The sequence below is a fragment of the Tenacibaculum soleae genome (assembly GCF_001693415.1).
GTDB lineage: Bacteria > Bacteroidota > Bacteroidia > Flavobacteriales > Flavobacteriaceae > Polaribacter > Polaribacter soleae.
This window is the reverse complement of sequence record NZ_MAKX01000024.1, coordinates 103466-128341: the sequence shown is the minus strand read 5'-3', so window position 1 is coordinate 128341 and position 24876 is coordinate 103466. Positions and strand designations below refer to the sequence as shown.

Sequence of the window (24876 nt, the reverse complement as noted above, 5' to 3'; positions counted from 1 at the left end):
ATTGACGTGGAAATCCTTTTTGTGAAGTATGAATGAAAAGATTGTAACAAAAAGCCCGACCGCGCCTTTTTTTGGCGTGGTAACCTCCAAATTATAACGAACTTGTTTTAAACAAAAAAAAGCCTGAGTTTAAAACTCAGACTTTTTATAGTTTGTACCTTTTTAATTATCGTACTAATTGTTTTGTAGATGGTTTAAATTTTGTTAGAACAATATTATCAACCGCTGCTTCATATTCTGCCATAGTTGGTGTTCTACCCAAAATTGTAGATAAAACGACCACTGGTGTTGATGATAGTAACGATTCTCCTTTTTTCTCGCCAGTATCTTTTACAACTCTACCTTGAAATAAACGTGTTGATGTTGCCATTACTGTATCTCCTGGTTCAGCCTTTTCTTGGTTACCCATACAAAGGTTACACCCTGGGCGCTCTAAATACAACATGTTTTCGTATTTGGTACGTGCTAATCCTTTTGGTGCGTTGTCATCAAACTCAAATCCTGAATATTTTTGTAATACTTCCCAATCGCCTTCTGCTTTTAACTCATCTACAATATTGTATGTTGGAGGAGCGACAACTAAAGGTGCTTTAAATTCTACTTTACCTTGTTGGGCTTCAATATTCTTTAACATTTGTGCTAATATTTTCATATCGCCTTTATGCACCATACAAGACCCTACAAAGCCTAAATCAACTTTTTTAGTTCCTCCGTAATAAGATAGTGGTCTAATATTATCATGTGTATAACGTTTAGATACGTCATCATTATTTACATCTGGATCTGCAATCATTGGTTCAGCGATTTCATCTAAATCAATAATAACTTCTGCATGATAAACAGCATTAGCGTCTGGTCTTAAAGATGGTTTGATACCTGTTTTAAGCTCAACAATTCTATTTTCTGCTTTTTCAACAAGTCCTTTTAATACTTGTTTTGCATTATCCATTCCTTTTTCAATCATGATTTGGATACGGCCTTTTGCAATTTCTAACGATTCAATTAAAGTATCGTCTTCAGAAATACAAATAGATGCTTTTGCTTTCATTTCGGCGGTCCAATCTGTAAATGTAAAGGCTTCATCTGCAGTTAATGTTCCGATATGAACTTCTATTACACGACCTTGGAATACGTTTTCACCTCCAAATTGTTGTAACATTTGTTGTTGTGTTGCGTGTACCACATCACGGAAATCCATATAAGATTTCATTTGTCCTTTAAAGGTTACTTTAACAGATTCAGGGATTGGCATTGAAGCTTCACCTGTAGCTAAAGCTAAAGCAACGGTTCCTGAATCGGCACCGAAGGCAACACCTTTAGACATACGTGTGTGTGAATCTCCACCTATAATAATGTCCCAATCACCAACTGTAATGTCATTTAATACTTTATGGATAACATCTGTCATTGGGAAATACTTCCCTTTTGGATCACGACCGGTAATTAAACCAAAGTCGTTCATGAAGCTCATTAATCTTGGAATATTCGCTTTTGATTTATCATCCCAAACTGATGCTGTATGACAACCCGATTGGTATGCTCCATCTACAATTGGAGAAATAACAGTTGCTGCCATCATTTCTAATTCTTGAGATGTCATTAACCCTGTAGTATCTTGCGAACCTACAATATTTACTTCTGCACGTACGTATGAACCTGCATGTAAAGTTGCTCCTGAAGTTCCTACGGCATTTTTATTAAATATTTTTTCTACAGCTGTTAACCCTTGTCCTTCAATAGATACTTCTTTTGAAGTTGCATATACTTTAGGAACATCAATACCTAGAGTTTTGCAAGCAAATGTTTGTAATTTTTTACCGAAAACAACAGCGTAAGATCCACCTGCTTTCATAAACTCCATTTTTTGTGGTGTAAATGCTGCTGAGATATCTTTTAATTCTGTTTTTCCGTTATATAACTTTTTCTCTTTTGTGTTAATTGTAAGTACTGTTCCTGTTGCTACAGAATATTCTTCTTTTAAGATTGGTTCGCCATCTTCATCACGCATCGTTTTTCCTTCGGCATCTTTTTGGATAACCCAGTTTTTTAGGTCTAAACCTATACCTCCAGTTACACCAACTGTTGTTAAAAAAATTGGGGCAATACCATTAGTACCAGCAATTACTGGTGCAATGTTAATAAAAGGAACATATGGACTTGAAGAAATACCTGTCCATAAAGCAACGTTGTTAACACCTGACATTCTTGAAGATCCTACTCCCATAGTTCCTTTTTCTGCAATTAGCATTACACGTTTATCAGGATGAGCTTCTTTTAAAGCTAATAATTCGTTTTGCATGTCTTTATTATGCTCAAACATACATTGACCATGTAATTCACGGTCTGATCTTGAATGTGCATCACCTCCTGGAGATAATAAATCTGTAGAAATATCTCCAACACCTGCAACGTAAGTTACTACTTCTATTTTTTCTTCGATTTCTGGAAGTTTTGTGAAAAATTCTGCTTTTGCATAACTTTCTATAATATCTGTAGCAATTTCATTTCCATTTTTATACGCTTCTTCTAAACGGTCTGTATCTGCTTCGTACAAGAAAACTTGTGTTTTTAACACTTTAGCTGCTTGATTTGCAATTGTTTTATTATCTCCTAAAGCAAGGTCAATTAACACTTCAACAGAAGGTCCTCCTTTCATGTGTGATAATAACTCAAAAGCGAAATCGATAGAAATCTCAGAAACAATAGATTCACCTAAAATAATTTCCTTTAAAAATTTTGCTTTTACACCAGCAGCACTTGTTGTTCCTGGTAAAACATTGTAGATAAAAAAGTTTAAAGATGCTTCGCGGTGCTCATTATTCTCGTCCTTTATCTGAGAAATTATGTTATTCAATAATTCGCTTCCATCAATAGGTTTTGGATGTAGTCCTTGTTTTTTTCTTTCTTCTATCTCTTTAAGGTAGTCTGAGTATATATTCATAATATAAAAGGTATATTTTTAATAAGAAATAGTTTTATAACACAATTTTATATTTAAAGTGTTTTAATTTAAAAACTGTTTTTCTGTATAAATTATATTGTTTTTTTTGCTAGGCAAAAATACAATTTTAGCTTCATATTTAAAAATAAACAAGAAAAGGCATTAAAAAGTAAATAAAAACTAAATAAAACTTAATTTGTTTTAATTTAACACATAAAAAACATTAAAAACAAACTATATATTACGAATATGATAATTAAAAAATGGTTATACATAAAAAAAATACATATAACCATTCTAAATAATAAAAAAAGCAACCCTATAAGCTGGATTCTGTTCCCTAAAAAATAAGGCTCTTATCATTTATCTAGTTTTACAATTGCTTGTAAAATCAATCTGCCTACCCCTTAGAATCGCGCGAGTAGCGCTCGAACTCTAATGTACATGGCATTGCACCGCATAGAGTTTACCTGGTTTCACTACAGCATTACCTGTACATACTTTCTGCTGCACTTGTCCTCGGTTTACACCGGACGGACGTTATCCGCTATGCTACTCTATGGTGTCCAGACTTTCCTACTTATACTAAATACAAGTCGATAAGATTGGGTTGCTTTAATATTTTATAAATTTGCTATTTTCATAAAAAAACCCACTCAATAAATTGAGTGGGAAAATTGCTATGAAAAAGAAAAAGTGTCTAGAACGTCTCCTAGACGGTACAAATATATGAATGTTTTTTTGTTTTCATATACTTTTTTTAAAAAAAATATAATAAAAAAGCTTTTCATTAAAATGAAAAGCTTTTTTATCACACGTAATTAACTAATAATAAGTTTTTTAAGTGTTTATGAAAACATATCTTTAACTTTATCAAAAAATGACTTGTCAGATGTTTGAGGATTGGGACTAAAATTTTCATCTTCTTGCATAGCTTCAAAAAATTTACGCTGTTCTTTTGTCAATTCTTGCGGTGTCCAAACGTTTATATGGATTAAAAAATCTCCTTTTCCATAACGCTCAATACTTGGTAATCCTTTTCCTTTTAATCTTAAAATTTTACCTGATTGTGTACCTGCTTCAATTTTAATTTTTACCTTACCAGTTACTGTTGCTACTTCTTTAGAAACACCTAATACGGCTTCAGAAAAATTAATATATAAATCATAATGAATATTACTTCCTTCTCTTTTTAAAGTTTCATTCTGTACTTCTTCAATCAACACTAATAAATCTCCAGGAATAGAATTTTTACCTGGGGCTTCATTTCCTTTACCTCCTACTTTTAATTGTACTCCTTCAGTAACTCCTTCTGGAATATTAATTGAAACTGTTTCTTCTTTTACAATTAAACCCTGAGCGTCTGATCCGTTTGGTTTACTATTAAGTATTTCTCCTGCTCCTTGACAAGTACCGCAAGTAGTTGCTGTTTGCATTCTTCCTAAAATAGTATTGGTTACACGCATTTGTTGCCCACTACCATTACAAGTTGTACAGGTTTTATAGGTTACTCCGTCTGCCTTAACTTTTCTACGAACTTTAACTTTCTTCTCTACTCCATTTGCAATTTCTTCTAAAGTAAGTTTTACACGAATACGCATATTAGATCCTTTAACTCTGGCTTGTCGCTGACCACCGCCACCACCAAAACCACCAAAGCCACCGCCTCCAAAGATATCTCCGAACTGACTAAATATGTCATCCATATTCATTCCGCCACCACCGAAACCGCCACCACCTTGTGGACCATCAAAAGCTGCATGACCATATTGATCATAGCGTGCTTTTTTATTATCATCACTAAGTACTTCGTAAGCTTCAGCACATAGTTTAAATTTTTCTTCAGCATTTTTATCATCAGGATTTTTATCTGGATGATATTTTATCGCCATTTTACGATATGCTTTTTTTATTTCAGATTGTGATGCTGATTTTGAAATACCTAATACTTCGTAATAATCTTGTTTTGTCATTTTATTGTAATTGACAACTATCAATTGATTTATTATTGATAATTGGGAATTATTATTTTTACGCCTGTCCTACCACCACTTTTGGGTGACGAATAATTTTATCTCCTAACTTATAACCTTTTTCTACACAATCGATAATTTTTCCTTTTAAATCATCAGATGGTGCAGGAATTTGAGTAATTGCTTGGTGTACTTCTGCATCAAAAACATCACCTGCTTTTACTTCAATTGCAGTTAATCCTTTTTGCTCTAAAGTTTTTACCATTTTTTGATAGATTAATAAAACTCCTTTACGTAACTCTTCTGCTTCTTTATCATCTTCAATATGTGTCAAGGCGCGTTCAAAATCATCTAAAACTGGCAGTAAAACTGTCATTACTTCCTGTCCTGCTGTTTTAAAAAGCTCGATACGTTCTTTAGAAGTACGCTTTTTGTAGTTTTCAAACTCTGCAAATAAGCGTAAATATTTATTCTTTTCAGCCTCTAACAACTCTTCAGTTGTTGGTACTGATTTTTCTTCTTCTTTTGCTTCTACCTCTTTATTTTCTTGAATCTCTTCTTGATTTTCATCAATTTCAAGATTATCAATAGTATCTTTTAACTCGTCTTCTTTTGTATATTGATCTTTACTCATTGTAAATCGTTTCTTTAAATTCTTCAGCATACTTTTATCAATAATATTGCCAATAAAAAAATCGTGCCAACATGACACGATTTTTTTATTTATTTTGTGTTTTTATTAATCTTCTATTCTTTCAATCTTTGCTCCGATAGATTTTAAACGAGCTTCAATGTTTTCGTAACCTCTATCAATTTGTTCAATATTATTAATTATTGAAGTTCCTTTGGCTGATAATGCTGCTATTAATAATGAAATTCCGGCACGAATATCAGGTGAAGTCATTTTTGTTGCCTTTAATATCGATTGGAAATTATGTCCAATGACTGTTGCTCTATGCGGATCACATAAAATAACTTTTGCACCCATATCAATTAATTTATCAACAAAAAACAAACGACTTTCAAACATTTTTTGATGTATTAATACAGTTCCCTTCGCTTGAGTTGCGATTACTAGAACGATACTTAATAAATCTGGTGTAAAACCAGGCCAAGGAGCATCAGCTACTGTTAACACTGACCCATCTATATAATTTTGTATTTCATAACTTTCTTGTTCTGGAATAAATATGTCGTCTCCTTTTTTTTCTAATTTAATTCCTAACTTACGAAACACGCTTGGTATTTGCCCTAAATTTTGCCAACTAACATCTTTTATTGTTAATGCCGAACGAGTCATGGCTGCTACACCAATCCAACTACCAATTTCTATCATATCTGGTAAAACTCGATGCTCACATCCTCCTAGTTCAGTTACTCCTTCGATAGTTAATAAGTTTGAGCCAACTCCAGATATTTTTGCGCCCATAGAGTTCAACATTTTAGATAATTGCTGAATGTAAGGTTCGCAAGCTGCATTGTATATTTTAGTAGTTCCTTTTGCTAAAACAGCTGCCATAATAATATTGGCTGTACCAGTTACCGAAGCTTCATCTAAAAGCATATCGGTACCTGTTAAACCGTTTTCAGCTTCTACTCCATAAAAATACTCTTCTTTATTATATCTAAATTTTGCTCCAAGGTTAATGAAACCTTCAAAATGTGTATCTAAACGACGACGTCCTATTTTATCACCTCCTGGACGTGGAATATATCCTTTACCAAAACGTGCTAATAACGGACCAACTATCATAATTGAACCTCTTAGTGAGCTTCCATCTCTTTTAAATTCGGCAGATTCTAAATATTTTAAATTAATTTCATTAGCTTGAAAACTATATGAATTTGTTCCTAACTTTTCTATTTTAACACCTAACTCTCCTAAAATAAATATTAGTTTATTTACATCAATAATATCTGGAATATTATTAATTATTACTTTTTTTGGAGTTAATAATACGGCACATATAATTTGTAGTGCTTCATTTTTTGCTCCTTGAGGTGTTATTACTCCGCTAAGTTTGTGACCTCCTTCAATTTTAAATGATGCCATTATTTTTTTCTATGTTTATTATTACTATAATTAGATTTTCCTTTTGAAGCGTTTTTATGGTTTGCTTTTCCTTGTTGGCTACTTCGTTTTCTAAGTAAATTTTTACTTTCTGATAATTTTTCGGTAGATTCTCTTAAATCTATTTTCTTCTCTGATAAATCATATAAATGCTTAAAAATAACAGCATCATCAACGGTATCTTTATTCCAATTTAAATAGCATTTTTTCATGTGATTAGCAATAGTAAATACTAAAGCTTCTCTTTTATCTCCTTCTTCCCAAGTTAGTGCGATATTTATCATGGTTTGAATATTGTTACCATAATAACGATATCTCGATGCTGATTTTGGATAGTCCATTTTTGCTGGCTTCTCCGTTAATTCTTCTTTTGATGGGTTTTCATAAGGTGAATCTACATCTAATTTAAAATCGGCTATGATATGTAACTGATCCCAAAGTTTGTGTTTAAAGTCTGGCACATCTCGTAAATGAGGCTGTAAATTACCCATTACATCAATAATTGCTTTTGCCATTGTATTTCGTTCTTCTTTAGTTTCTAAAGCAATACAATGATTTACTAGTTTTTGTATATGTCTTCCATATTCTGGAATTATTAAGTGATCTCTTTCTGAATTATACTCTAAATCAAACGTCATTTCTCTGTATTTATATGCAAAATAGGTAATTATTATGGATTAATTAGCTATCCGATTACCTTTAGTTTTGCGAATTGTAATAATAATTTCTTTTTACCTACTGTACCAAATTTAATTTCGGCTTTTTTGTTTGGGCCTTTTCCTTCTAAACCTATTACTTCTCCTGTACCAAAGCGATTATGTTCTACAAAGTTACCAACAACAATATCTCCTTCAAATAAACTCATTTTCGGATTTACGTCTGACACCTTTTTCATTTTACTTTTAGGAGGTACCATACTTGGTTTTTCTTTTTTAGCTAAAAACTCTTTTCGTTTTTTTTGAATTGGTTTTTGAAAGCGTATTTTTTTAGGAGAATCGTCATCAAAAATACTTGCATCAATAAATCTATTTGCCAACCCTTTTGGCTCTTTAGGTGCTAAATGTTCGACATATTTGTCGTCTATTTCTTCTAAAAATCTACTTGGTTCACCATCTGTTAATTTACCCCAACGGTAACGAGTTTGCGCATAACTTAAATAAGCTACCTTTTCAGCTCTTGTAAGGGCTACGTAAAACAAACGTCGTTCTTCTTCTAACTCACTACGTGTGTTCATACTCATTGCCGATGGAAATAAGCTTTCTTCTAAACCAACAATATATACATACGGATACTCTAACCCTTTTGATAAGTGAATTGTCATTAACGAAACACGTGGTGTATCATCTTTTTCACTATCAAAATCTGTTGCCAAGGCTACATCTTCTAAAAAAATAGGGAGTGATGCATCTTCTCCTGTTTCTATTTTATCGGTAATAAAATCTTTTATTCCGTTTAATAATTCTTGAACATTTTCAACTTTATTTACTCCTTCTGGCGTACCGTCTTTTTGTAAATCTTTTACTAATTGGGTTTGTTTTACTACTAAATCGGCAACTTCAAAAGCATTCATTTTTTGTGATTCAATTTGAAAACGTTGAATCATTCTAGTAAAATTTGCCAGTTTGGTTTTTGTTCCTGAGTTTATTTTTAAATCAACTTTATCTAAATTTAATAAAATATCAAAAATTGATTTTTTATAGTGATTCGCTGCTATTGCTAATTTATCAATCGTCGTAGCTCCAATTCCTCTTGCTGGATAATTGATAACTCGTTTTAATGCTTCTTCATCATTCGGATTTATTAGTAATCGTAAATATGATAACAAATCCTTTATTTCCTTGCGTTGATAAAATGAAATACCTCCGTAAATTTTATATTTTATGTCTTTTTTTCGCAACGCATCTTCCATTGCTCTCGATTGTGCATTGGTACGATATAAGATAGCAAATGAATCGTTTGTTAACTGATGATTCATTTGGTTTTCCCAAATAGATTGAGCTACAAAACGCCCTTCTTCTCCATCAGAAATTGTACGCATTATTTTTATACTTTCTCCAGGGTCATTTGCCGTCCAAACTTCTTTATCTAACTTCGTTTTATTTTTATCAATTACACTATTTGCAGCTTCAACAATATTATTGGTTGATCGGTAATTTTGTTCTAACTTAAAGGTTTTAACATCTGGATAATCTTTTTGAAAATTTAAAATATTGTTGATGTTTGCGCCACGAAAACTATAAATACTTTGCGAATCATCACCTACTACACAGATATTTTGAAAACGATCTGCTAAAGCTCTTACAATTAAATATTGTGAGTGATTGGTATCTTGATACTCATCAACCATTATATAACGAAAACGATCTTGATATTTTGCCAGCACTTCAGGAAAACGTGTTAATAATTCATTGGTTCTTAACAATAAATCATCAAAATCCATGGCTCCAGATTTAAAGCATCTTTCTACATAAGCTTTATAAATATCACCTACCTTTGGGCGACTGGCTTCTAAATCTGCTTGTTGTAAATCAGAATTATTAAAATACGCTCTTACCGTTATTAAACTATTTTTAAATGATGAGATTCTACTCAAAATCTGCTTAGGTTTGTAACGGTCTTTATCTAAATTCATTTCTTTGATAATGGCTGTTATCAAGCGAACAGAATCTTGCGAGTCATAAATTGTAAAATTTGATGGATACCCTAAACGATCTGCTTCTGAACGTAAAATACGTGCAAAAACCGAGTGAAAAGTTCCCATCCATAAATTTTTAGCTTCACTATGCCCAACTACACCAGCAATACGTTCTTTCATTTCGCGTGCTGCTTTATTAGTAAAGGTTAGTGATAATATGTTAAAAGAATCTACCCCTTGCTGCATTAAATGAGCAATACGATACGTTAAAACTCTTGTTTTACCCGATCCGGCACCTGCAATAATTATCATTGGTCCATCTTTTTGTAAAACGGCGGCTCTTTGGGGTTCGTTAAGTTGCTGTAAATAAGTATTCAATAGAAATAGTTTGAAAGAATTTTTAAAATGGAAATTTAACCATTCTTTTAGGTTTTTTAAAGAATGTTAGCTACTTTTTATTTACTTTTTTTTATCTGCCTATTGACAGATAAATATAAATATCTGCCAATAGACAGATAAGTACAAATATCTGCTTTAAAGCAGATAAATTTGTTTATATATAAAAATTTAAGTAATTTTAAAACTTCTAATATTTTTTTATGATTAGTATAATAACAGGTGATATTGTAAATTCGAGGAAAGCATCCGACTTTACTTGGCTTGCTGCTTTAAAAAAAACGCTTATAAAATTCGGGAAACAGCCTAATGACTGGGATATTTTTAGAGGTGACAGTTTTCAATTAAAAATTGCTATTGAAGAGGCTTTTTTTGCTGCTTTTTTAATAAAATCTTATTTAAAACAAATTGAAAATATAGATGTTAGAATTGGAGTTGGTATTGGTAAAGGAATTAACAACTCTAAAAACATTACAGAAGCTAATGGAGAAGCGTTTATTAACTCTGGAAAAGTTTTTGAAGGTTTAGTAAAAAAACAATTGATTGCTATAAAATCTCCTTGGACAGAACTTGATGATGAATTTAATTTAGCTTTAGAATTAGCGCTTTTAACAATGAATAACTGGACAAAAAACTCAGCTGAAGTTTTTCAAATATCTTTAGAAAACCCTACGCTTACTCAAAATGAAATTGCCGATAAATTAGGAATTACACAAGGTCGTGTTAGTGAACGTCAAAAAAGAGCTGGATATGATGCTATAAGCAAATTAGAAAAAAGATATCGAAAACAAATTAAAGAAAAAACCTCACTGTTATGATCTTATTTTTAAAATTTTTAATTGCACATTTTTTAGGTGATTTCATTTTTCAATCAGAAAAATGGGTTAAAAACAAGGAGAAGAAAAAAATCAAATCAAAAAAGTTATACCTTCACATATCAATTCATTTATTACTCCTATTACTTGTTTTAGTTTTTAATTTTAAATACACTTTGGGTATCTTATTTATAGTTGTAACACATTATGGTATTGATTTAGGAAAGTTATATTTACAAAATAAAAAAAATAAGAGATGGTTATTTTTCTTAGATCAATTTTTACATATTTTAATGTTATTATTGGTAACATTTTGGTATAAACCCATTAAATTTGATGTTACTTTCTACTTTTCTGAAAAAAAACTTTTACTTGTAGCTAGCTTACTTTTTGTGAGTTTTGTGTCCTCAATAATTATAAGAACAATAATATCGCAATGGAATCCTGAAAAAAATGATAAAAAAGAAAATGAATCACTATCAAAAGCAGGTAATTATATTGGTATTTTAGAACGTTTATTAATTTTTATATTTGTAATTATTGGGCAATGGGCTGGAGTAGGATTTTTACTCGCAGCCAAATCTGTTTTTCGTTTTGGAGATTTAACCTTGGCTAAAGACAGAAAATTAACTGAATACATTTTAATTGGAACTTTATTAAGTTTTGGATTGGCTATTTTAACAGGACTTGTATATTCGCATTATGGAAGATAAAATTATTGAAGGATTAGCATACGCGTTACCCGCATTAGTAACAGGATTTGTAGCTTATTTTATATTAGGCGCATTTATTAAGCAAGATAATAATGAAAAAAAGTTTAATGCTTTAGTTGATAAAAAGCGTGAAAGCTTACCTATTAAATTACAGGCTTATGAACGCTTACTTTTATTTTGCGAACGAATAAACCCAACTAAACTACTAATTAGAGTAAACCCTATTGGTGATGATGTAAATAGTTATTTACAATTATTAATTGCTAATATCGAACAAGAATACGAGCATAATATGGTACAACAATTATACGTATCGGAGGATAGTTGGAAAGCTATATTAGCTGCCAAATTATCAATAATAGCCAAATTACGTAGTACTGCCGACACCTCTGATTCTGCAAAAAAATTACGCGAAAATGTTTTGATAGATTATTCTCAAAATGAAAACCCTACACAAACCTCTATTATTTACTTAAAACAAGAGGTAAGAAAATTAATATAATTAAAAAGTCGCTATTAAATAGTGGCTTTTTTTTGAATCATACGTTAATTTATTTTTCAACAGGAAGCTCTAAAGTACTTGCCCATTCTGTCCAAGAACCATCGTAAACACTATAATTAGTATTTCCAATAATTTCATTAGCTAAAGCTAAGATACATGCAGTAATTCCTGATCCACAAGAAAAAATGACTTTCCTATTATGTGGATTTAATATTGAAAAAACTTTTTGTAACTCTTCTTTAGATTTCATTTTACCATCAACCTGTAGTTCAGTATAAGGCAAACTTTTAGAGTTCGGAATATGTCCACCTCTTAAATCTTTTCTAGGCTCCGGAACTGTTGCATAAAATCTTTCTTTAGATCGAGCATCTAAAATCATCTGTTTATTATTAGACGCCAACAAAACATTATCCGTTTTACAAAGTAATTCTTTTTGAAAAATAGCTGTAAAACTTCCTTGTTGAGATTCTTTTAATGATAAAAACTCTATTGGATAATTGTTTTTGACCCAAGCAGGTAAACCACCATTTAAAACAGCTACATTTTTAAACCCGAATAATTTAAATAACCACCATGCTCTAGGTGAAGAATACACGCCTAAATCATCATAAACCACAACACAACTATCTTTGTTAATTCCTAATTTTCGAACTTCTTCTTCAAAATGGTTTTGTGTTGGAATAGTATTTGGGAATTGCCCATCTTTATTTAAAAACACGTTTTTTAAATCGAAAAAAGTAGAATTTGGAATTGTTTTTTTTGACTCCTCTTTCTTTTGTGCCGTTCCTACTTTTAGTATACTAGCATCTAAAATTATTAAATTTTCTTTTTCTTTATTGTTGTATAACCATGTTACAGTAACGATTGGTTTTTTAACTTTAAGATTCATTTATTTTATATTTTTAAATCAAACACCCTAACAACACACTTATCAACAGGAGCTTTATTCCACCTCAATTCAAATTCTATTTTTTCACATTTTACACTTTCAAAATCCTCTTTAATATTATATTTATTTTTTGTATATAATTCTTCAAAAAGTGAATCTTGATTACACTGTTCAACAAGAACGAAATACTTTGGGTGTTTAGTATTTTCTATATTTTGTAATTTTTTAATATCTCTTTTCCAACTTTCATATTGTTCTCTAGGCTTATTATTCCAGGTATCATTTCCTCTTTTATCTAATCGTCTTACATCTTCTTTAAGCAATGAATACCAACTTGTTTTTATTTCCATCCATGATTCTACCCCTGAACCTTTCCAAAAAACCAAATCACATTCTTTTTCAGAACTTTTATTAAAATTTCTTTCAGCAGCTACGCTATACCCTTGATTTTTTAAAGAACAGAATATACTTGACCTTACTTGCTCTTCTTTTAATAATCTCTCATTCGCTTTTTTATTTATAGATTGTAAGTCTTTTTTTAAATCGTTAAAAATATTTTCTATTTTCATTTATAATCATATTTCTTTAAATCAAAAAGCATCAATAAAAAATTATTTCATTGATGCTTTTACACTTATTATATTTTAATTTTTTTATTTCACTTTATCGTAATTATCATCCCAATTTTTTGGTTTTGGTTCGTGCAATTTATCTACCGATTTTGCTACCAACGTAGCTACCGTAGCATCACCAGTTACGTTAATAACCGTTCTACACATATCTAGTGGTCTATCAACCGCAAAAATTAAAGCCAACCCTATAGCTAATTTATCCGCAGGAAAACCTACCGATTCTAATACAATTACTAACATTACCATGCCTGCTCCTGGCACTGCTGCCGAACCTATTGATGCTAATAATGCTGTTACTATAATTGTTAATTGATCTGCAAAAGATAAATCGAAACTTAATGCTTGTGCTATAAAAACCGCTGCTACTGCTTGATATAAACTTGTACCATCCATATTAATGGTAGCACCTACTGGTAATACAAAACTTGATACTTCTTTATCAACCCCTACATGCTCCTCAACTCGCTCCATAGTTACAGGTAAAGTTGCTGCACTTGAACTTGTTGAAAATGCTAATAATTGTGCTGGACTTATTTGTTTTAAAAACCATAATGGATTTTTCTTTGTATAAATACTTACCAAAAGCATATAAAAACCTACTAAAAGTATTAACCCTCCTACAACGGTTAATGCATATTTTAGTAAAGCTAATAATAAATCTGGATCATTTGATGACACCACCACGCTTGCAAGCAAAGCAAAAACCGCATAAGGTGCTGATAACATAATTAAATCTACCATTTTTAAAACTACTTCGTTTAAAGAATCAAAAAACTTTTTTAACGGTTTCGCTCGTTTTTCACCTACCAACAACATTGATATTCCTAAAAAAATAGTAAAGAAAATAACTTGTAACATCGATTTGTTACTTCCCATTGCCTTTATAGCATTATCAGGCACCATATCAACCAAAAATTGTAATTTTCCACTTGACTGTTGCTTATTTGCTTCTGCTATTTTAGATTGTACTCCACCACTATTAGCATATGTTTCTGTTAATTTAGTAATTGTTTCTTCTGATATTCCATTACCAGGCTCCACAACATTTACCAAAGCTAAACCTATTGTTATAGCAATTACAGTAGTACCTATATATATAATGATTGTTTTTAACCCCATATTTTTAAATTTAGAAATATCTTTTAAATCTGATATTCCCTTTACCAATGAGGCAATAATTAAAGGTACAGCGATTAATTTTAATAATTTTACAAAAATGGTACCTAATGGTTTTATCCAATTTCCTACAAAATCTGCTCCTCCCTCTGTAAAAGTCATTCCTATTCCGAATAATATTCCCAGAATCATTCCTATTAAAATTTGCCAGTGTAACGCTAATTTTCTCATTTAATTGATTTAATTTTTAAAGGCTGTAAGGTAAAATAAATATTTAAAAAAATGTGACGTTTAATTCGTAACTTGTGTCTTAATTATTGAAAACTAATTATAAATTATAACAACACAACACAATGGCAGGAATTTTAGACTTATTAAACAGTGATTTAGGTAAATCAATCATATCTGGAGTAGCAGGATCAACCGGACAAGATACTAATAAAACAAGTAGTGTTTTAACCATGGCTTTGCCTGTTTTAATGAAAGCAATGCAACGTAATTCAGCTTCACCACAAGGTGCCGAAGGTTTAATGGGTGCTTTAAACAAACATGATGGTGATATTTTAGATAATTTAGGTGATTTATTTGATGGTGGTGTAAATGCTGATGTTTTACAAGATGGTGGCAATATATTAAAACATGTTTTAGGAAGTAAACAACAGGGTGTTGAGCAAGTTATTGGTCAAAAATCTGGTATGGATGCTGGAGCTGTTGCAAATATTTTAAAAACTGCTGCCCCTATTTTAATGGGAGTTTTAGGTAAACAATCACGACAAGAAAATGTAAATAACTCTAGTGATTTAGGTGGTTTATTAGGTGGTTTACTTGGAGGAAATTCGACTGACAAAGAACAAAGTTTTTTAGAACAAATTTTAGATGCTGATGGTGACGGAAGTATTGTTGATGATGTGGCTGGTATGGTTTTAGGTGGCGCAAGTCAGCAAAAATCTGGCGGTGGATTACTTGGTGGTTTATTAGGTAGTGTTTTTGGAAAAAAATAAATCTTACTTTTCTACAATATCAAAAAGGGTAAACATTTGTTTGCCTTTTTTCTTTTAATTACTTTTGCGCCCATGGAAAAATTAAAACAACGTTGGGGTTTAGAAACTACTTGGGATGTAATTGCAGTATTAATTGTTTTTTCAATTAACGGATCGTTTGCTTCTTGGGTTGCAAAACCAATTACTGCCTTTTTTGGACTTTCGCTCGAAACCACTTCTCCTTGGATATACTGGCCACTGCGTATTTTACTTATTTTTCCTATTTACCAAACAACCTTACCTATAGTTGGCTGGTTATTTGGGCAATTTAAATTCTTTTGGGCTTTTGAAAAAAAGTTTTTAAGTAGAATAGGTTTTGGTTTTTTATTTAAAAAATAACCTTAAAAACAATCTTACACTTTTACCACTTTATATATAGGAATTGGTAATGCTACGCCTTCAGCTAAAAAACGCTTGTGTACAGCTTCTTTTAAAGCACATTTAGTTTTAAATTCTTGAAAAGGTTCATTTAACCATACGTATGCACGCATATGTATATGATCGGTAGCAACATCAATTACACGAACATCTACCTGTTGTGCATCTGCCATTACTTGCTCTGGTGTTCTAAAATCGATTACGGTAGGTAGTTTTATTGCTTCTTCTTGTATAATTTGTCGTGCTAAATCAATATCCGCCTTTAGGCCTAATTTAAAATTATTAAAACTTAAAACATGCGAATCTTCAATAGTATGATTTAATACCGAATCAGTACTGATTACAGAATTAGGAATAATTAAACGTTTGTTTTCAAAATTATTAATTACTGTATGTCGCAAAGTAATATCTTCAACTATACCTACACGTGTATCATCTAATTTAATATAATCTCCTACTCGGAACGGACGAAAAATAACAATGAATGCTCCTGCTATTAAATTAGATAAAGCTGCTTGTGCTGCAAAACCTATAATGGCTGCTAAAATACCGGCTCCTGAAAAAATTAAGGCTGCTTGACTTCTAAAAGCTGGCACTGTCATAATAATGTATATAATACCAAATAACCCTAGAAAGAATTTTACCGAATTTCGTAAAAACAAAATACTTGTTTTACCATAACGATCTATTTTTCTTCGTTTGATAATTTGAACTATAATGTATCTTATAACTCTAGAAAGAAGCCATGCAACAAACACGATCACTAATATATAGGCTAAAATGCCAAATACAGAGTTTAAGTTTAGTTGATATTTAAATAAATCTTTCATTTATATTGATAATTTAAATGCTTTTGTTGTATGAATAGTTTTCACATAAAAATCTAAAAAATTAACAAACTTCTTAAACCAAGATGTTAGGGTTTACTGCTTGTAATAAATATTTACAGCCTATTATTTTCATTTAAAATAAGCTTTCTTGACTATCATCTTCTTTCGCTTGCTTCTTTTTCTGAAGTGCTCTTGCTAAAGCTTTTTTTGCTTTATCTTCTTTTGAGTTTATAAACTCTTTTTGAGACACTACTTCAATATCAAGCGGTAAACTATTTTCTACAATCTCCTCTTCTTCTTTTACTTCAATTTCTTCAACCTTTTCTTTTTCAAGCTCATCGTAAGGTAAAGAATCTAATAAATTCACCGTTCGAATTTTATCTGTAGTTAACTGGTTACCTTGTGCTTTAATACCTTTTATAGCGATAAAATCTTCAAAGTTTACTGTTAACTTATCCAAACTACGCTTTGAAAAGATAACCTCAGCCATTGGCCTGTAATCAGTAGCTATGATTTCTAATTTCGATTTTTCACTTTCAGAAACAAAAATTTCTTCTTTATCAACTGTTTCAATTAAAAAACGCTTTACATAGTAACGTTCTTTTTCTCCATCAAAATAAATTGCTGAAATCGGTTTTTTAGGTTTCCATTTTTCCAACACAATCATATCATTATCAAAATGCATTGATAAGTCTGGAGATACTGCTTTAATTTTACCTGATTGTGTAGCTATTAAAATTTTATCTTCTGCTTTAAACTCGCCAAGTAATTCACCTCTACCATCAACATTTAAACGCTGTACGGCATCATCAAACCAAATTTTACGTGGTTTTAATGTTGATACTCCTGCTTCTTTAAAATCTATTTTTTTTACACTGTATTTGCTAACTAAATTACCTCGTACACTACGACCTTTTACAGATAAATCTGCAAAATCAATATCCCATTTTAGTTTTTTTACACTTCCAACTGCTCGTAAATTTACAGTTACAACCTCAGCTTCTCCATTAGGGTTTGCTGTGAAATATAATACTTTTGATTTTGGATTGTTATTTGCTAACAGGTATTCTTTATCTCTAGTAACCGAGGTAACATTAAATCGCTTCATATACGATGGTCCTTTAGCCCCATCTATATAAATCATATTAAAAACGGTACGTTTATCTTTTTTCTTAAAAATAGCTAAATGAATAATTCCTTTACCTACAAAGGTTTTAGAGGCTACTTTGGTAACCATCATTGATCCATTATCTCTAAAAACAATTACATCATCAATATCTGCACAATCGGTAACATATTCGTCTTTTTTTAGTGAAGTCCCTATAAACCCTTCTTCTCTGTTTACATACAGTTTGGTATTACGCATTACTACTTTTGTAGCTACAATATCATCAAATATTCTAATTTCAGTTTTACGTTCTTTTCCCTTCCCGTATTTCGTTTTTAAGTCTTTAAAATAATCGATTGCAAATTCGATTAAATTAGCTAAATGATTTTTAACTACTGCTATTTTATCTTCTAAGCTTTCAATAAACTGCTTTGCTTTATCAATATCAAACTTTGATATTTTTTTTATTCTAATTTCTGTTAATCGAACAATATCTTCTTCAGTAATGGCACGTTTTAAATGTTTTATATGTGGTTGTAAACCTGCATCAATTGCTTCGATAACACCTTGCCAAGTATCAACCTCTTCAATATCACGATAAATTCTATTCTCAATAAAAATTCGCTCTAATGATGCAAAATGCCATTGTTCTTGTAATTCATTTAATTGAATTTCAAGTTCTCTTTTTAATAAATTAACTGTTAAATCGGTTGAGTGTTTTAACAATTCTGATACTCCTAAAAAAACAGGCGTGTTATTTTGAATTGTACAGCATAAAGGCGAAATAGAATTTTCACAATTTGTAAATGCATATAAAGCATCAATTGTTTTATCTGGCGATACATTTGGTGGTAAATGCACTAAAATTTCAACATTTGCAGCCGTATTGTCTTCTATTTTTTTAATACGGATTTTACCTTTATCATTTGCTTTTAAAATACTATCTATTAATGACGAAGTTGTAGTACCAAACGGCACCTCGGTAATGACTAATGTTTTTTTATCTAATTGAGATATTTTTGCACGCACTCGAACCTTCCCTCCTCGTTTACCATCATTATAATTGGTAAAATCTGCAATTCCGCCTGTTAAAAAATCAGGGACTATGGTAAAGCTTCTTCCTTTTAAATATTTTATAGAAGCATCAATTAATTCATTAAAATTGTGCGGTAATATTTTGGTTGATAAACCTACTGCAATTCCCTCTGCCCCTTGTGCTAGTAATAAAGGAAATTTTACGGGTAAATCTATCGGTTCTTTTCTTCTACCATCATACGATTGTTTCCATTCGGTGGTTTTTGGATTAAAAACAACATCTAAGGCAAATTTTGATAAACGTGCTTCAATATATCTTGATGCTGCCGCCCTATCTCCTGTTAAGATATTTCCCCAGTTACCTTGCATATCAATCAGTAATTCTTTCTGACCAATTTGCACCATCGCATCGGCAATAGAAGCATCTCCATGCGGGTGGTACTGCATGGTATGCCCTACAATATTAGCTACTTTATTGTAACGCCCATCATCAAGGTCTTTCATAGAATGCATTATTCTACGTTGTACCGGTTTTAAACCGTCTTCTAACGACGGAACAGCTCTTTCTAAAATTACATACGAAGCGTAATCTAAAAACCATTCTTTATACATTCCGGTAACTTTGGTTATCGTTTCTGTATTTTCAATTGGTTGATTTAATTCTTCGTCGTGTTCGTAATTATTATTTTCTTCACTCATTTAACAGTGGGGATTCTTTTAAGAGTTATTGTTTTTTTTATTAAGGATAAAAATGGTCGTAAAAACTAATGCCGCTACTAGCATATTTATATAATGTTTACTATTACTTTCCCAGCTTAAATTAGCTACATCAACATTTAATAAATTAATAAAAAAGATTGTAAAAGCTATTATTAAGTATATTCTTACTCTTCGTTCTTTATTCATTTTCTTTTTTAGATAACTAAAACGTTCTTTTTACACTTCTTCAATTGCATCTAACTCTACTTTTAAATTTTCAATGATAAATTTTTGTCTATCAGGGGTATTTTTCCCCATATAAAATTCTAGCATTTGCTCTATCGACATTTCTTTATCTAACATTACAGGATCTAAACGAATATCATCACCAATGAAATGCACAAACTCATTTGGCGAAATCTCACCCAATCCTTTAAATCGCGTTATTTCTGGTTTTCCTCTTAACTTATCAATCGCTGCTCGTTTTTCATCTTCAGAATAACAGTATATCGTTTCTTTTTTATTTCGAACTCTAAATAACGGCGTTTCTAAAATATACAAATGCCTTTCTTTTATTACTTCAGGAAAAAACTGTAAAAAGAAAGTAATTAATAATAAACGAATATGCATACCATCTACATCGGCATCGGTAGCTATTACAATATTATTATACCGCAAATCTTCTAATCCGTCTTCAATATTTAAAGCGGCTTGTAATAAATTAAACTCTTCGTTTTCGTATACAATTTTTTTACTCAGCCCGTAAGAATTTAGCGGCTTTCCTTTTAAGCTAAAAACTGCTTGCGTGTTTACGTTTCGTGATTTTGTAATAGAACCCGAAGCCGAATCCCCCTCGGTAATAAACAACGTAGTATCTAAATGATTTTCTTTTTTAATATCGCCTAAATGAATGCGACAATCACGTAATTTTTTATTGTGCAAACTTGCTTTTTTGGCTCTGTCTTTTGCAAGTTTTCGAATACCCGAAAGTTCTTTTCTTTCTTTTTCTGCTTGAATTATTTTTTTCTGAAGTTTATCAGCAATCTCTACATTTTTGTGTAAAAAATTATCAAGTTTTGTTTTTATAAAATCGTTAATATAAGTACGAACTGTTGGTAAATCACCTCCCATTTCGGTAGAACCTAACTTTGTTTTTGTTTGACTTTCAAAAACGGGTTCCATTACTTTAATTGCAATTGCCGAAATTATTGATTTACGAACGTCAGAAGCATCAAAGTTTTTACCATAAAACTCACGGATGGTTTTAACTATTGCTTCTCTAAATGCTGCTTGATGTGTACCTCCTTGCGTAGTGTGTTGCCCGTTTACAAACGAATGATATTCCTCTGAATATTGTGTTTTACTATGTGTAATGGCAACTTCAATATCATCTCCTCGTAAATGTATTATTGGATACAACATATCATCTTGATTATTGTTATCTTCTAATAAATCTTTTAACCCGTTTTTAGAGTGAAATTTTTCGCCATTAAAAACAATTGTCAACCCCGGATTTAAGTATACATAATTCTTTAATAATCGAATAATATATTCAGGACGGTATTTATAATTTTTAAAGATTGAGTTATCGGCAATAAAGGTAACTTTGGTTCCTCTTCTTCGCGAAGTTTCTTCTAGTAAATCTTGATTAACTAACTCACCTTTTTCAAATTCTGCAGATGCTGATTTTCCATCACGAGTAGACTCTACTCTAAAAAAAGTAGACAAAGCGTTTACTGCTTTTGTTCCTACCCCGTTTAATCCTACCGATTTTTTAAAGGCACGAGAATCATACTTACCACCTGTATTCATTTTAGATACAACATCTACTACTTTACCTAACGGAATACCACGACCATAATCTCTTACAATTACTTTTTCGCCTTGCACAGAAACCTCAATCGTTTTTCCTGTACCCATTACAAATTCGTCAATAGAGTTATCTAAAACCTCTTTTACCAAAATATAAATTCCATCATCTGGTGAGGTACCATCTCCTAACTTTCCAATATACATTCCTGGACGCATTCGAATATGTTCTTTCCAATCGAGCGAGCGTATATTATCTTCGGTATATTTTGTTTCTTGAGCCATAAAGTTTAAGGAAATTGAAGTCTCAGCTAAAATAGTATTTACTATGTAAAAATAAAAAACTCTGTTAATTTAGTTATTAACAGAGTTTCAAATATAATGTTTATCAGTAAATTATCTTCTACTATAATTTGGTGCTTCTTTAGTAATTGCAACATCATGCGGATGACTTTCGTTAATTCCGCTTGCAGTAATTCGTACAAATTTACCTGTATTTTTAAGTGTTTCAACATCTTTAGCCCCACAATATCCCATACCTGCACGTAAACCTCCTACAAATTGATGAATACTTTCTACTAACTCACCTTTATAAGGTACACGACCTACAATACCTTCTGGCACTAATTTTTTGATATCATCTTCAACATCTTGAAAATAACGATCTTTAGAACCTTGTTTCATTGCTTCAACAGATCCCATTCCTCTATATGATTTAAACTTTCTTCCTTCGAAAATAATTGTTTCTCCTGGACTTTCTTTTGTTCCTGCTAGCAATGAACCTAACATTACACAATCAGCTCCTGCGGCAATTGCTTTAGGAATATCACCTGTATAACGGATTCCTCCATCAGCAATAACCGGAACACCAGATCCTTTAATAGCTGCAGCAACCTCTAATACTGCTGAAAACTGAGGAAAACCTACACCTGCAACTACACGAGTTGTACAAATTGAACCTGGTCCGATACCAACTTTTACAGCATCTGCTCCAGCTTCTACTAAATATTTTGCTGCTTCTGGTGTTGCTATATTACCTACAATTACATCTAATTTAGGAAACTTTTCTTTAACATTTTTCAAAACCGCAACTACACCTTTTGTGTGCCCATGTGCTGTATCAATAATTACTGCATCTACGCCTGCATTTACTAAAGCTGCTGCTCTATCAACAGCATCAGCTGTTACTCCTAATGCTGCTGCAACACGTAAACGTCCGTAAGTATCTTTATTAGCGGTTGGCTTTTGTGTTAACTTTGTTATATCTCTAAAAGTAATTAAACCTACTAGCTTATCATCATTATTAACAACAGGTAACTTTTCTATTTTGTTTTGTTGCAAAATTACCTCAGCATCTTTTAATGAAGTACCTTCTGCAACTGTAACTAAATTATCAGCTGTCATTACTTCAATAATTGGGCGTTCGTTATTTTTTTCAAAACGTAAATCACGATTGGTAACAATTCCTACTAAGGTACCTTTTTCATCAACAATCGGAATACCACCAATACTATGTTCCTTCATTAACATTTTAGCGTCTAATACTATTGCTGTTAATGGTAAAGTTACGGGATCGATAATCATACCGCTCTCTGCACGTTTTACTTTACGAACTTCTTGAGCTTGTTGCTCAATGGTCATATTTTTATGTAAAACACCAATTCCTCCCTCTCTAGCCATTGCTATTGCCATTGCAGATTCGGTAACTGTATCCATTGCTGCTGATACAATAGGAACATTGATTGTTATATTTTTGGTAAATTTTGTTTGAATAGAAACTTCTCTTGGAAGTACTTCAGAATAAGCTGGTACTAATAAAACGTCATCATACGTTAAACCTTCGCCTACAATTTTTGATTGGTGAGCTTGCATGTGCAATTAATTTTGTGTGTTGTTAATTAATTACGTGCAAATATACTATAAATAATTCAAATCATATTTTAATTTAAAGTTAAGGTGTTTTTTATTTAAAATTAATCTAAATAAAACTTGCATAGTTTCAAAACTAATATAAATTTGCAAAACTATTTAAAATTAATCTAAATAAATTAAAATGAAAAAAATATTAGGTTTATCATTATTGATAACATCTTCGGTCTTTATTGGTTGCTCAGACAACAACACAGATATTAATCCTGAAACTGAAATAACAGCTGCAAAAACTAAATTTGTAACTAATTATGTAAATATTGTAGCCGCAAACTATAATGATGCTTTAGCAAAAACGAAAGAGTTAAAAACTGCAATTGATGCTTTTGTAGCTGCTCCAGATGCAAATAAATTTCAAGCTGCAAAAGATGCTTGGTTAGCTTCACGTGAGCCCTATGGACAAACCGAAGTGTACCGTTTTTATGACGGCCCTATTGATGGAGTAGCTTTTGGTGAAATTGAAGGAAATTTAAATGCTTGGCCTTTAGATGAGGCATTAATTGATTATGTAGCTGATGGTACTGGAGGTCAAGAGGTTTCAGACACTAGACAAAACTTAGTTAATAATACAGATAAATACCCAACTTTAACTAAAGATGTTTTAAAAAATTTATCGGGATATGGTGAAAATGAATCAAATGTAACCATGGGCTATCATGCTATCGAATTTTTATTATGGGGACAAGACACTACTGCCCCTGCTGAAAAAAAAGCTGGACAACGTATGTACACAGATTATACTACTGCTACAAATGCTAGCAGAAGAAAACAGTATTTACAATTGGCTGTCGAAATTTTAGTAGATGATTTGCAAACTGTAACTAATAATTGGAAAAACGGTGCTGCTTATAGAAATGAATTTTTAAGTCTTTCTAAAAATGATGCCATTGATAAAATTTTAACTGGTGCTGCTAAATTAAGTAATGGTGAACTTGCTGGTGAAAGAATGTTAGTTGCTGTAAAAAATCAGGATCAAGAAGATGAACATTCTTGTTTCTCTGACAATACACATAATGATATTTACTTAAACGCTAAATCTATCAATAATATTATTAATGGTAGTTACACAAAAGTTGATGGTAGTGTTATTTCGGGTACATCACTATTAGATGTTTTAACTTTAGTTAATACTACCGAAGCTGTAAGTTTAAAAACTACTGCAGCTACTGTTATGACTAAGGTTAAAGTTATTGCTAACAATCAATTTTTTGATTATCAAATAATAGGTGAAACTATTGATAATAATAACAAACCTGTAATGAGTGCTGTAACTTCTTTAGAAAAACAAGGTATTGAATTAGCACAAGCTGGAAAAACGATTACTGGTAAGAATATAGATTCTGAAGTATAAAACTTTATTATAAA

General features: G+C 31.4%; 19 protein-coding genes and 1 other RNA gene. 6 read left to right on the top strand and 14 right to left on the bottom strand.

The annotated features are described in order from the left end of the window. Positions 1–166 precede the first annotated feature (166 nt). The 7 genes from BA195_RS11655 to BA195_RS11625 form a co-directional block, all read right to left on the bottom strand. Entirely contained in the window at positions 167–2941 is a 2775-nt protein-coding gene (locus BA195_RS11655) for a bifunctional aconitate hydratase 2/2-methylisocitrate dehydratase (protein ID WP_068705668.1), read from the bottom strand. 306 nt (positions 2942–3247) lie between these two features. Further along, positions 3248–3558, bottom strand: an RNA gene (gene rnpB / locus BA195_RS11650) — RNase P RNA component class A. A gap of 231 nt (positions 3559–3789) precedes the next feature. Further along, entirely contained in the window at positions 3790–4914 is a 1125-nt protein-coding gene (gene dnaJ / locus BA195_RS11645) for a molecular chaperone DnaJ (RefSeq protein WP_068705667.1), read from the bottom strand. A gap of 58 nt (positions 4915–4972) precedes the next feature. Then, positions 4973–5548, bottom strand: a complete 576-nt coding sequence (locus tag BA195_RS11640; RefSeq protein WP_068705665.1) for a nucleotide exchange factor GrpE — start codon at positions 5546–5548, stop codon at positions 4973–4975. Positions 5549–5653: 105 nt separating this feature from the next. Then, on the bottom strand, positions 5654–6967 hold the full coding sequence (gene murA / locus BA195_RS11635; protein ID WP_068705664.1) for a UDP-N-acetylglucosamine 1-carboxyvinyltransferase: 1314 nt from the start codon (positions 6965–6967) through the stop codon (positions 5654–5656). After that, on the bottom strand, positions 6967–7623 hold the full coding sequence (locus tag BA195_RS11630; RefSeq protein WP_068705662.1) for a DUF4290 domain-containing protein: 657 nt from the start codon (positions 7621–7623) through the stop codon (positions 6967–6969). The genes murA and BA195_RS11630 overlap by 1 nt, the downstream gene beginning before the upstream one ends. 47 nt (positions 7624–7670) lie before the next feature. Continuing rightward, positions 7671–9998 (bottom strand): ATP-dependent helicase, encoded by a 2328-nt coding sequence (locus BA195_RS11625; protein WP_068705660.1) that lies wholly within the window; start codon positions 9996–9998, stop codon positions 7671–7673. A 221-nt stretch (positions 9999–10219) separates the two neighbouring features. Here BA195_RS11625 and BA195_RS11620 point away from each other — a divergent pair, with 221 nt between their 5' ends. Genes BA195_RS11620 through BA195_RS11610 form a run of 3 tightly spaced genes read left to right on the top strand, consistent with a single transcriptional unit; the run spans position 10220 to position 12046 of the window. Then, positions 10220–10834 carry a SatD family protein gene (locus tag BA195_RS11620; RefSeq protein WP_068705658.1) on the top strand — a complete coding sequence of 205 codons (615 nt, stop codon included), beginning with the start codon at positions 10220–10222 and terminating at the stop codon, positions 10832–10834. Further along, positions 10831–11544 carry a DUF3307 domain-containing protein gene (locus BA195_RS11615; RefSeq protein WP_068705656.1) on the top strand — a complete coding sequence of 238 codons (714 nt, stop codon included), beginning with the start codon at positions 10831–10833 and terminating at the stop codon, positions 11542–11544. Before BA195_RS11620 ends, BA195_RS11615 begins: the two co-directional genes overlap by 4 nt. Further along, positions 11534–12046, top strand: coding sequence for a DUF7935 family protein (locus BA195_RS11610; RefSeq protein WP_068705654.1), 513 nt, complete (start codon positions 11534–11536; stop codon positions 12044–12046). Before BA195_RS11615 ends, BA195_RS11610 begins: the two co-directional genes overlap by 11 nt. Before the next feature lie 49 nt (positions 12047–12095). Here BA195_RS11610 and BA195_RS11605 read toward each other — a convergent pair whose 3' ends face one another. The 3 genes from BA195_RS11605 to BA195_RS11595 all read right to left on the bottom strand — a co-directional run bounded on the left by BA195_RS11605 (position 12096) and on the right by BA195_RS11595 (position 14914). Next, positions 12096–12935 carry a sulfurtransferase gene (locus BA195_RS11605; RefSeq protein WP_068705652.1) on the bottom strand — a complete coding sequence of 280 codons (840 nt, stop codon included), beginning with the start codon at positions 12933–12935 and terminating at the stop codon, positions 12096–12098. Positions 12936–12940: 5 nt separating this feature from the next. Further along, positions 12941–13504: a hypothetical protein gene (locus BA195_RS11600; RefSeq protein WP_068705650.1), complete on the bottom strand. Its 564-nt coding sequence runs from the start codon at positions 13502–13504 to the stop codon at positions 12941–12943. Positions 13505–13588: 84 nt separating this feature from the next. After that, positions 13589–14914 carry a dicarboxylate/amino acid:cation symporter gene (locus BA195_RS11595; RefSeq protein ID WP_068705648.1) on the bottom strand — a complete coding sequence of 442 codons (1326 nt, stop codon included), beginning with the start codon at positions 14912–14914 and terminating at the stop codon, positions 13589–13591. 122 nt (positions 14915–15036) lie between these two features. Between BA195_RS11595 and BA195_RS11590 the strand changes: the two genes are divergently transcribed. Together BA195_RS11590 and BA195_RS11585 are read left to right on the top strand one after the other, a co-directional pair. Next, the gene (locus BA195_RS11590) at positions 15037–15684 is read left to right on the top strand and encodes a DUF937 domain-containing protein (protein WP_068705646.1); all 648 of its coding nucleotides are present in this window, start codon (positions 15037–15039) and stop codon (positions 15682–15684) included. A gap of 72 nt (positions 15685–15756) precedes the next feature. Beyond that, a complete protein-coding gene (locus tag BA195_RS11585; RefSeq protein ID WP_068705644.1) occupies positions 15757–16062 on the top strand; it encodes a DUF6787 family protein in 306 nt (101 codons plus the stop codon). 14 nt (positions 16063–16076) lie between these two features. Here BA195_RS11585 and BA195_RS11580 read toward each other — a convergent pair whose 3' ends face one another. The 4 genes from BA195_RS11580 to guaB all read right to left on the bottom strand — a co-directional run bounded on the left by BA195_RS11580 (position 16077) and on the right by guaB (position 23454). Then, positions 16077–16931 carry a mechanosensitive ion channel family protein gene (locus BA195_RS11580; protein ID WP_068705643.1) on the bottom strand — a complete coding sequence of 285 codons (855 nt, stop codon included), beginning with the start codon at positions 16929–16931 and terminating at the stop codon, positions 16077–16079. A 133-nt stretch (positions 16932–17064) separates the two neighbouring features. Further along, complete coding sequence (locus tag BA195_RS11575; protein ID WP_068705640.1) at positions 17065–19773, bottom strand: DNA gyrase/topoisomerase IV subunit A; 2709 nt, start codon at positions 19771–19773, stop codon at positions 17065–17067. Positions 19774–20010: 237 nt separating this feature from the next. Then, positions 20011–21867, bottom strand: a complete 1857-nt coding sequence (locus BA195_RS11565; protein WP_068705635.1) for a DNA topoisomerase IV subunit B — start codon at positions 21865–21867, stop codon at positions 20011–20013. A gap of 111 nt (positions 21868–21978) precedes the next feature. After that, entirely contained in the window at positions 21979–23454 is a 1476-nt protein-coding gene (guaB, locus tag BA195_RS11560; protein WP_068705958.1) for an IMP dehydrogenase, read from the bottom strand. 181 nt (positions 23455–23635) lie between these two features. Here guaB and BA195_RS11555 point away from each other — a divergent pair, with 181 nt between their 5' ends. Further along, positions 23636–24862, top strand: a complete 1227-nt coding sequence (locus BA195_RS11555; protein WP_068705633.1) for an imelysin family protein — start codon at positions 23636–23638, stop codon at positions 24860–24862. Positions 24863–24876 lie beyond the last annotated feature (14 nt).

Coding starts and splice junctions, on each gene's coding strand:
- BA195_RS11655 (WP_068705668.1), bottom strand. CDS start 2,941: ATGAATATATACTCAGACTACCTTAAAGAGATAGAAGAAAGAAAAAAA.
- dnaJ (WP_068705667.1), bottom strand. CDS start 4,914: ATGACAAAACAAGATTATTACGAAGTATTAGGTATTTCAAAATCAGCA.
- BA195_RS11640 (WP_068705665.1), bottom strand. CDS start 5,548: ATGAGTAAAGATCAATATACAAAAGAAGACGAGTTAAAAGATACTATT.
- murA (WP_068705664.1), bottom strand. CDS start 6,967: ATGGCATCATTTAAAATTGAAGGAGGTCACAAACTTAGCGGAGTAATA.
- BA195_RS11630 (WP_068705662.1), bottom strand. CDS start 7,623: ATGACGTTTGATTTAGAGTATAATTCAGAAAGAGATCACTTAATAATT.
- BA195_RS11620 (WP_068705658.1), top strand. CDS start 10,220: ATGATTAGTATAATAACAGGTGATATTGTAAATTCGAGGAAAGCATCC.
- BA195_RS11615 (WP_068705656.1), top strand. CDS start 10,831: ATGATCTTATTTTTAAAATTTTTAATTGCACATTTTTTAGGTGATTTC.
- BA195_RS11610 (WP_068705654.1), top strand. CDS start 11,534: ATGGAAGATAAAATTATTGAAGGATTAGCATACGCGTTACCCGCATTA.
- BA195_RS11605 (WP_068705652.1), bottom strand. CDS start 12,935: ATGAATCTTAAAGTTAAAAAACCAATCGTTACTGTAACATGGTTATAC.
- BA195_RS11600 (WP_068705650.1), bottom strand. CDS start 13,504: ATGAAAATAGAAAATATTTTTAACGATTTAAAAAAAGACTTACAATCT.
- BA195_RS11595 (WP_068705648.1), bottom strand. CDS start 14,914: ATGAGAAAATTAGCGTTACACTGGCAAATTTTAATAGGAATGATTCTG.
- BA195_RS11590 (WP_068705646.1), top strand. CDS start 15,037: ATGGCAGGAATTTTAGACTTATTAAACAGTGATTTAGGTAAATCAATC.
- BA195_RS11585 (WP_068705644.1), top strand. CDS start 15,757: ATGGAAAAATTAAAACAACGTTGGGGTTTAGAAACTACTTGGGATGTA.
- BA195_RS11580 (WP_068705643.1), bottom strand. CDS start 16,931: ATGAAAGATTTATTTAAATATCAACTAAACTTAAACTCTGTATTTGGC.
- BA195_RS11575 (WP_068705640.1), bottom strand. CDS start 19,773: ATGAGTGAAGAAAATAATAATTACGAACACGACGAAGAATTAAATCAA.
- BA195_RS11565 (WP_068705635.1), bottom strand. CDS start 21,867: ATGGCTCAAGAAACAAAATATACCGAAGATAATATACGCTCGCTCGAT.
- guaB (WP_068705958.1), bottom strand. CDS start 23,454: ATGCAAGCTCACCAATCAAAAATTGTAGGCGAAGGTTTAACGTATGAT.
- BA195_RS11555 (WP_068705633.1), top strand. CDS start 23,636: ATGAAAAAAATATTAGGTTTATCATTATTGATAACATCTTCGGTCTTT.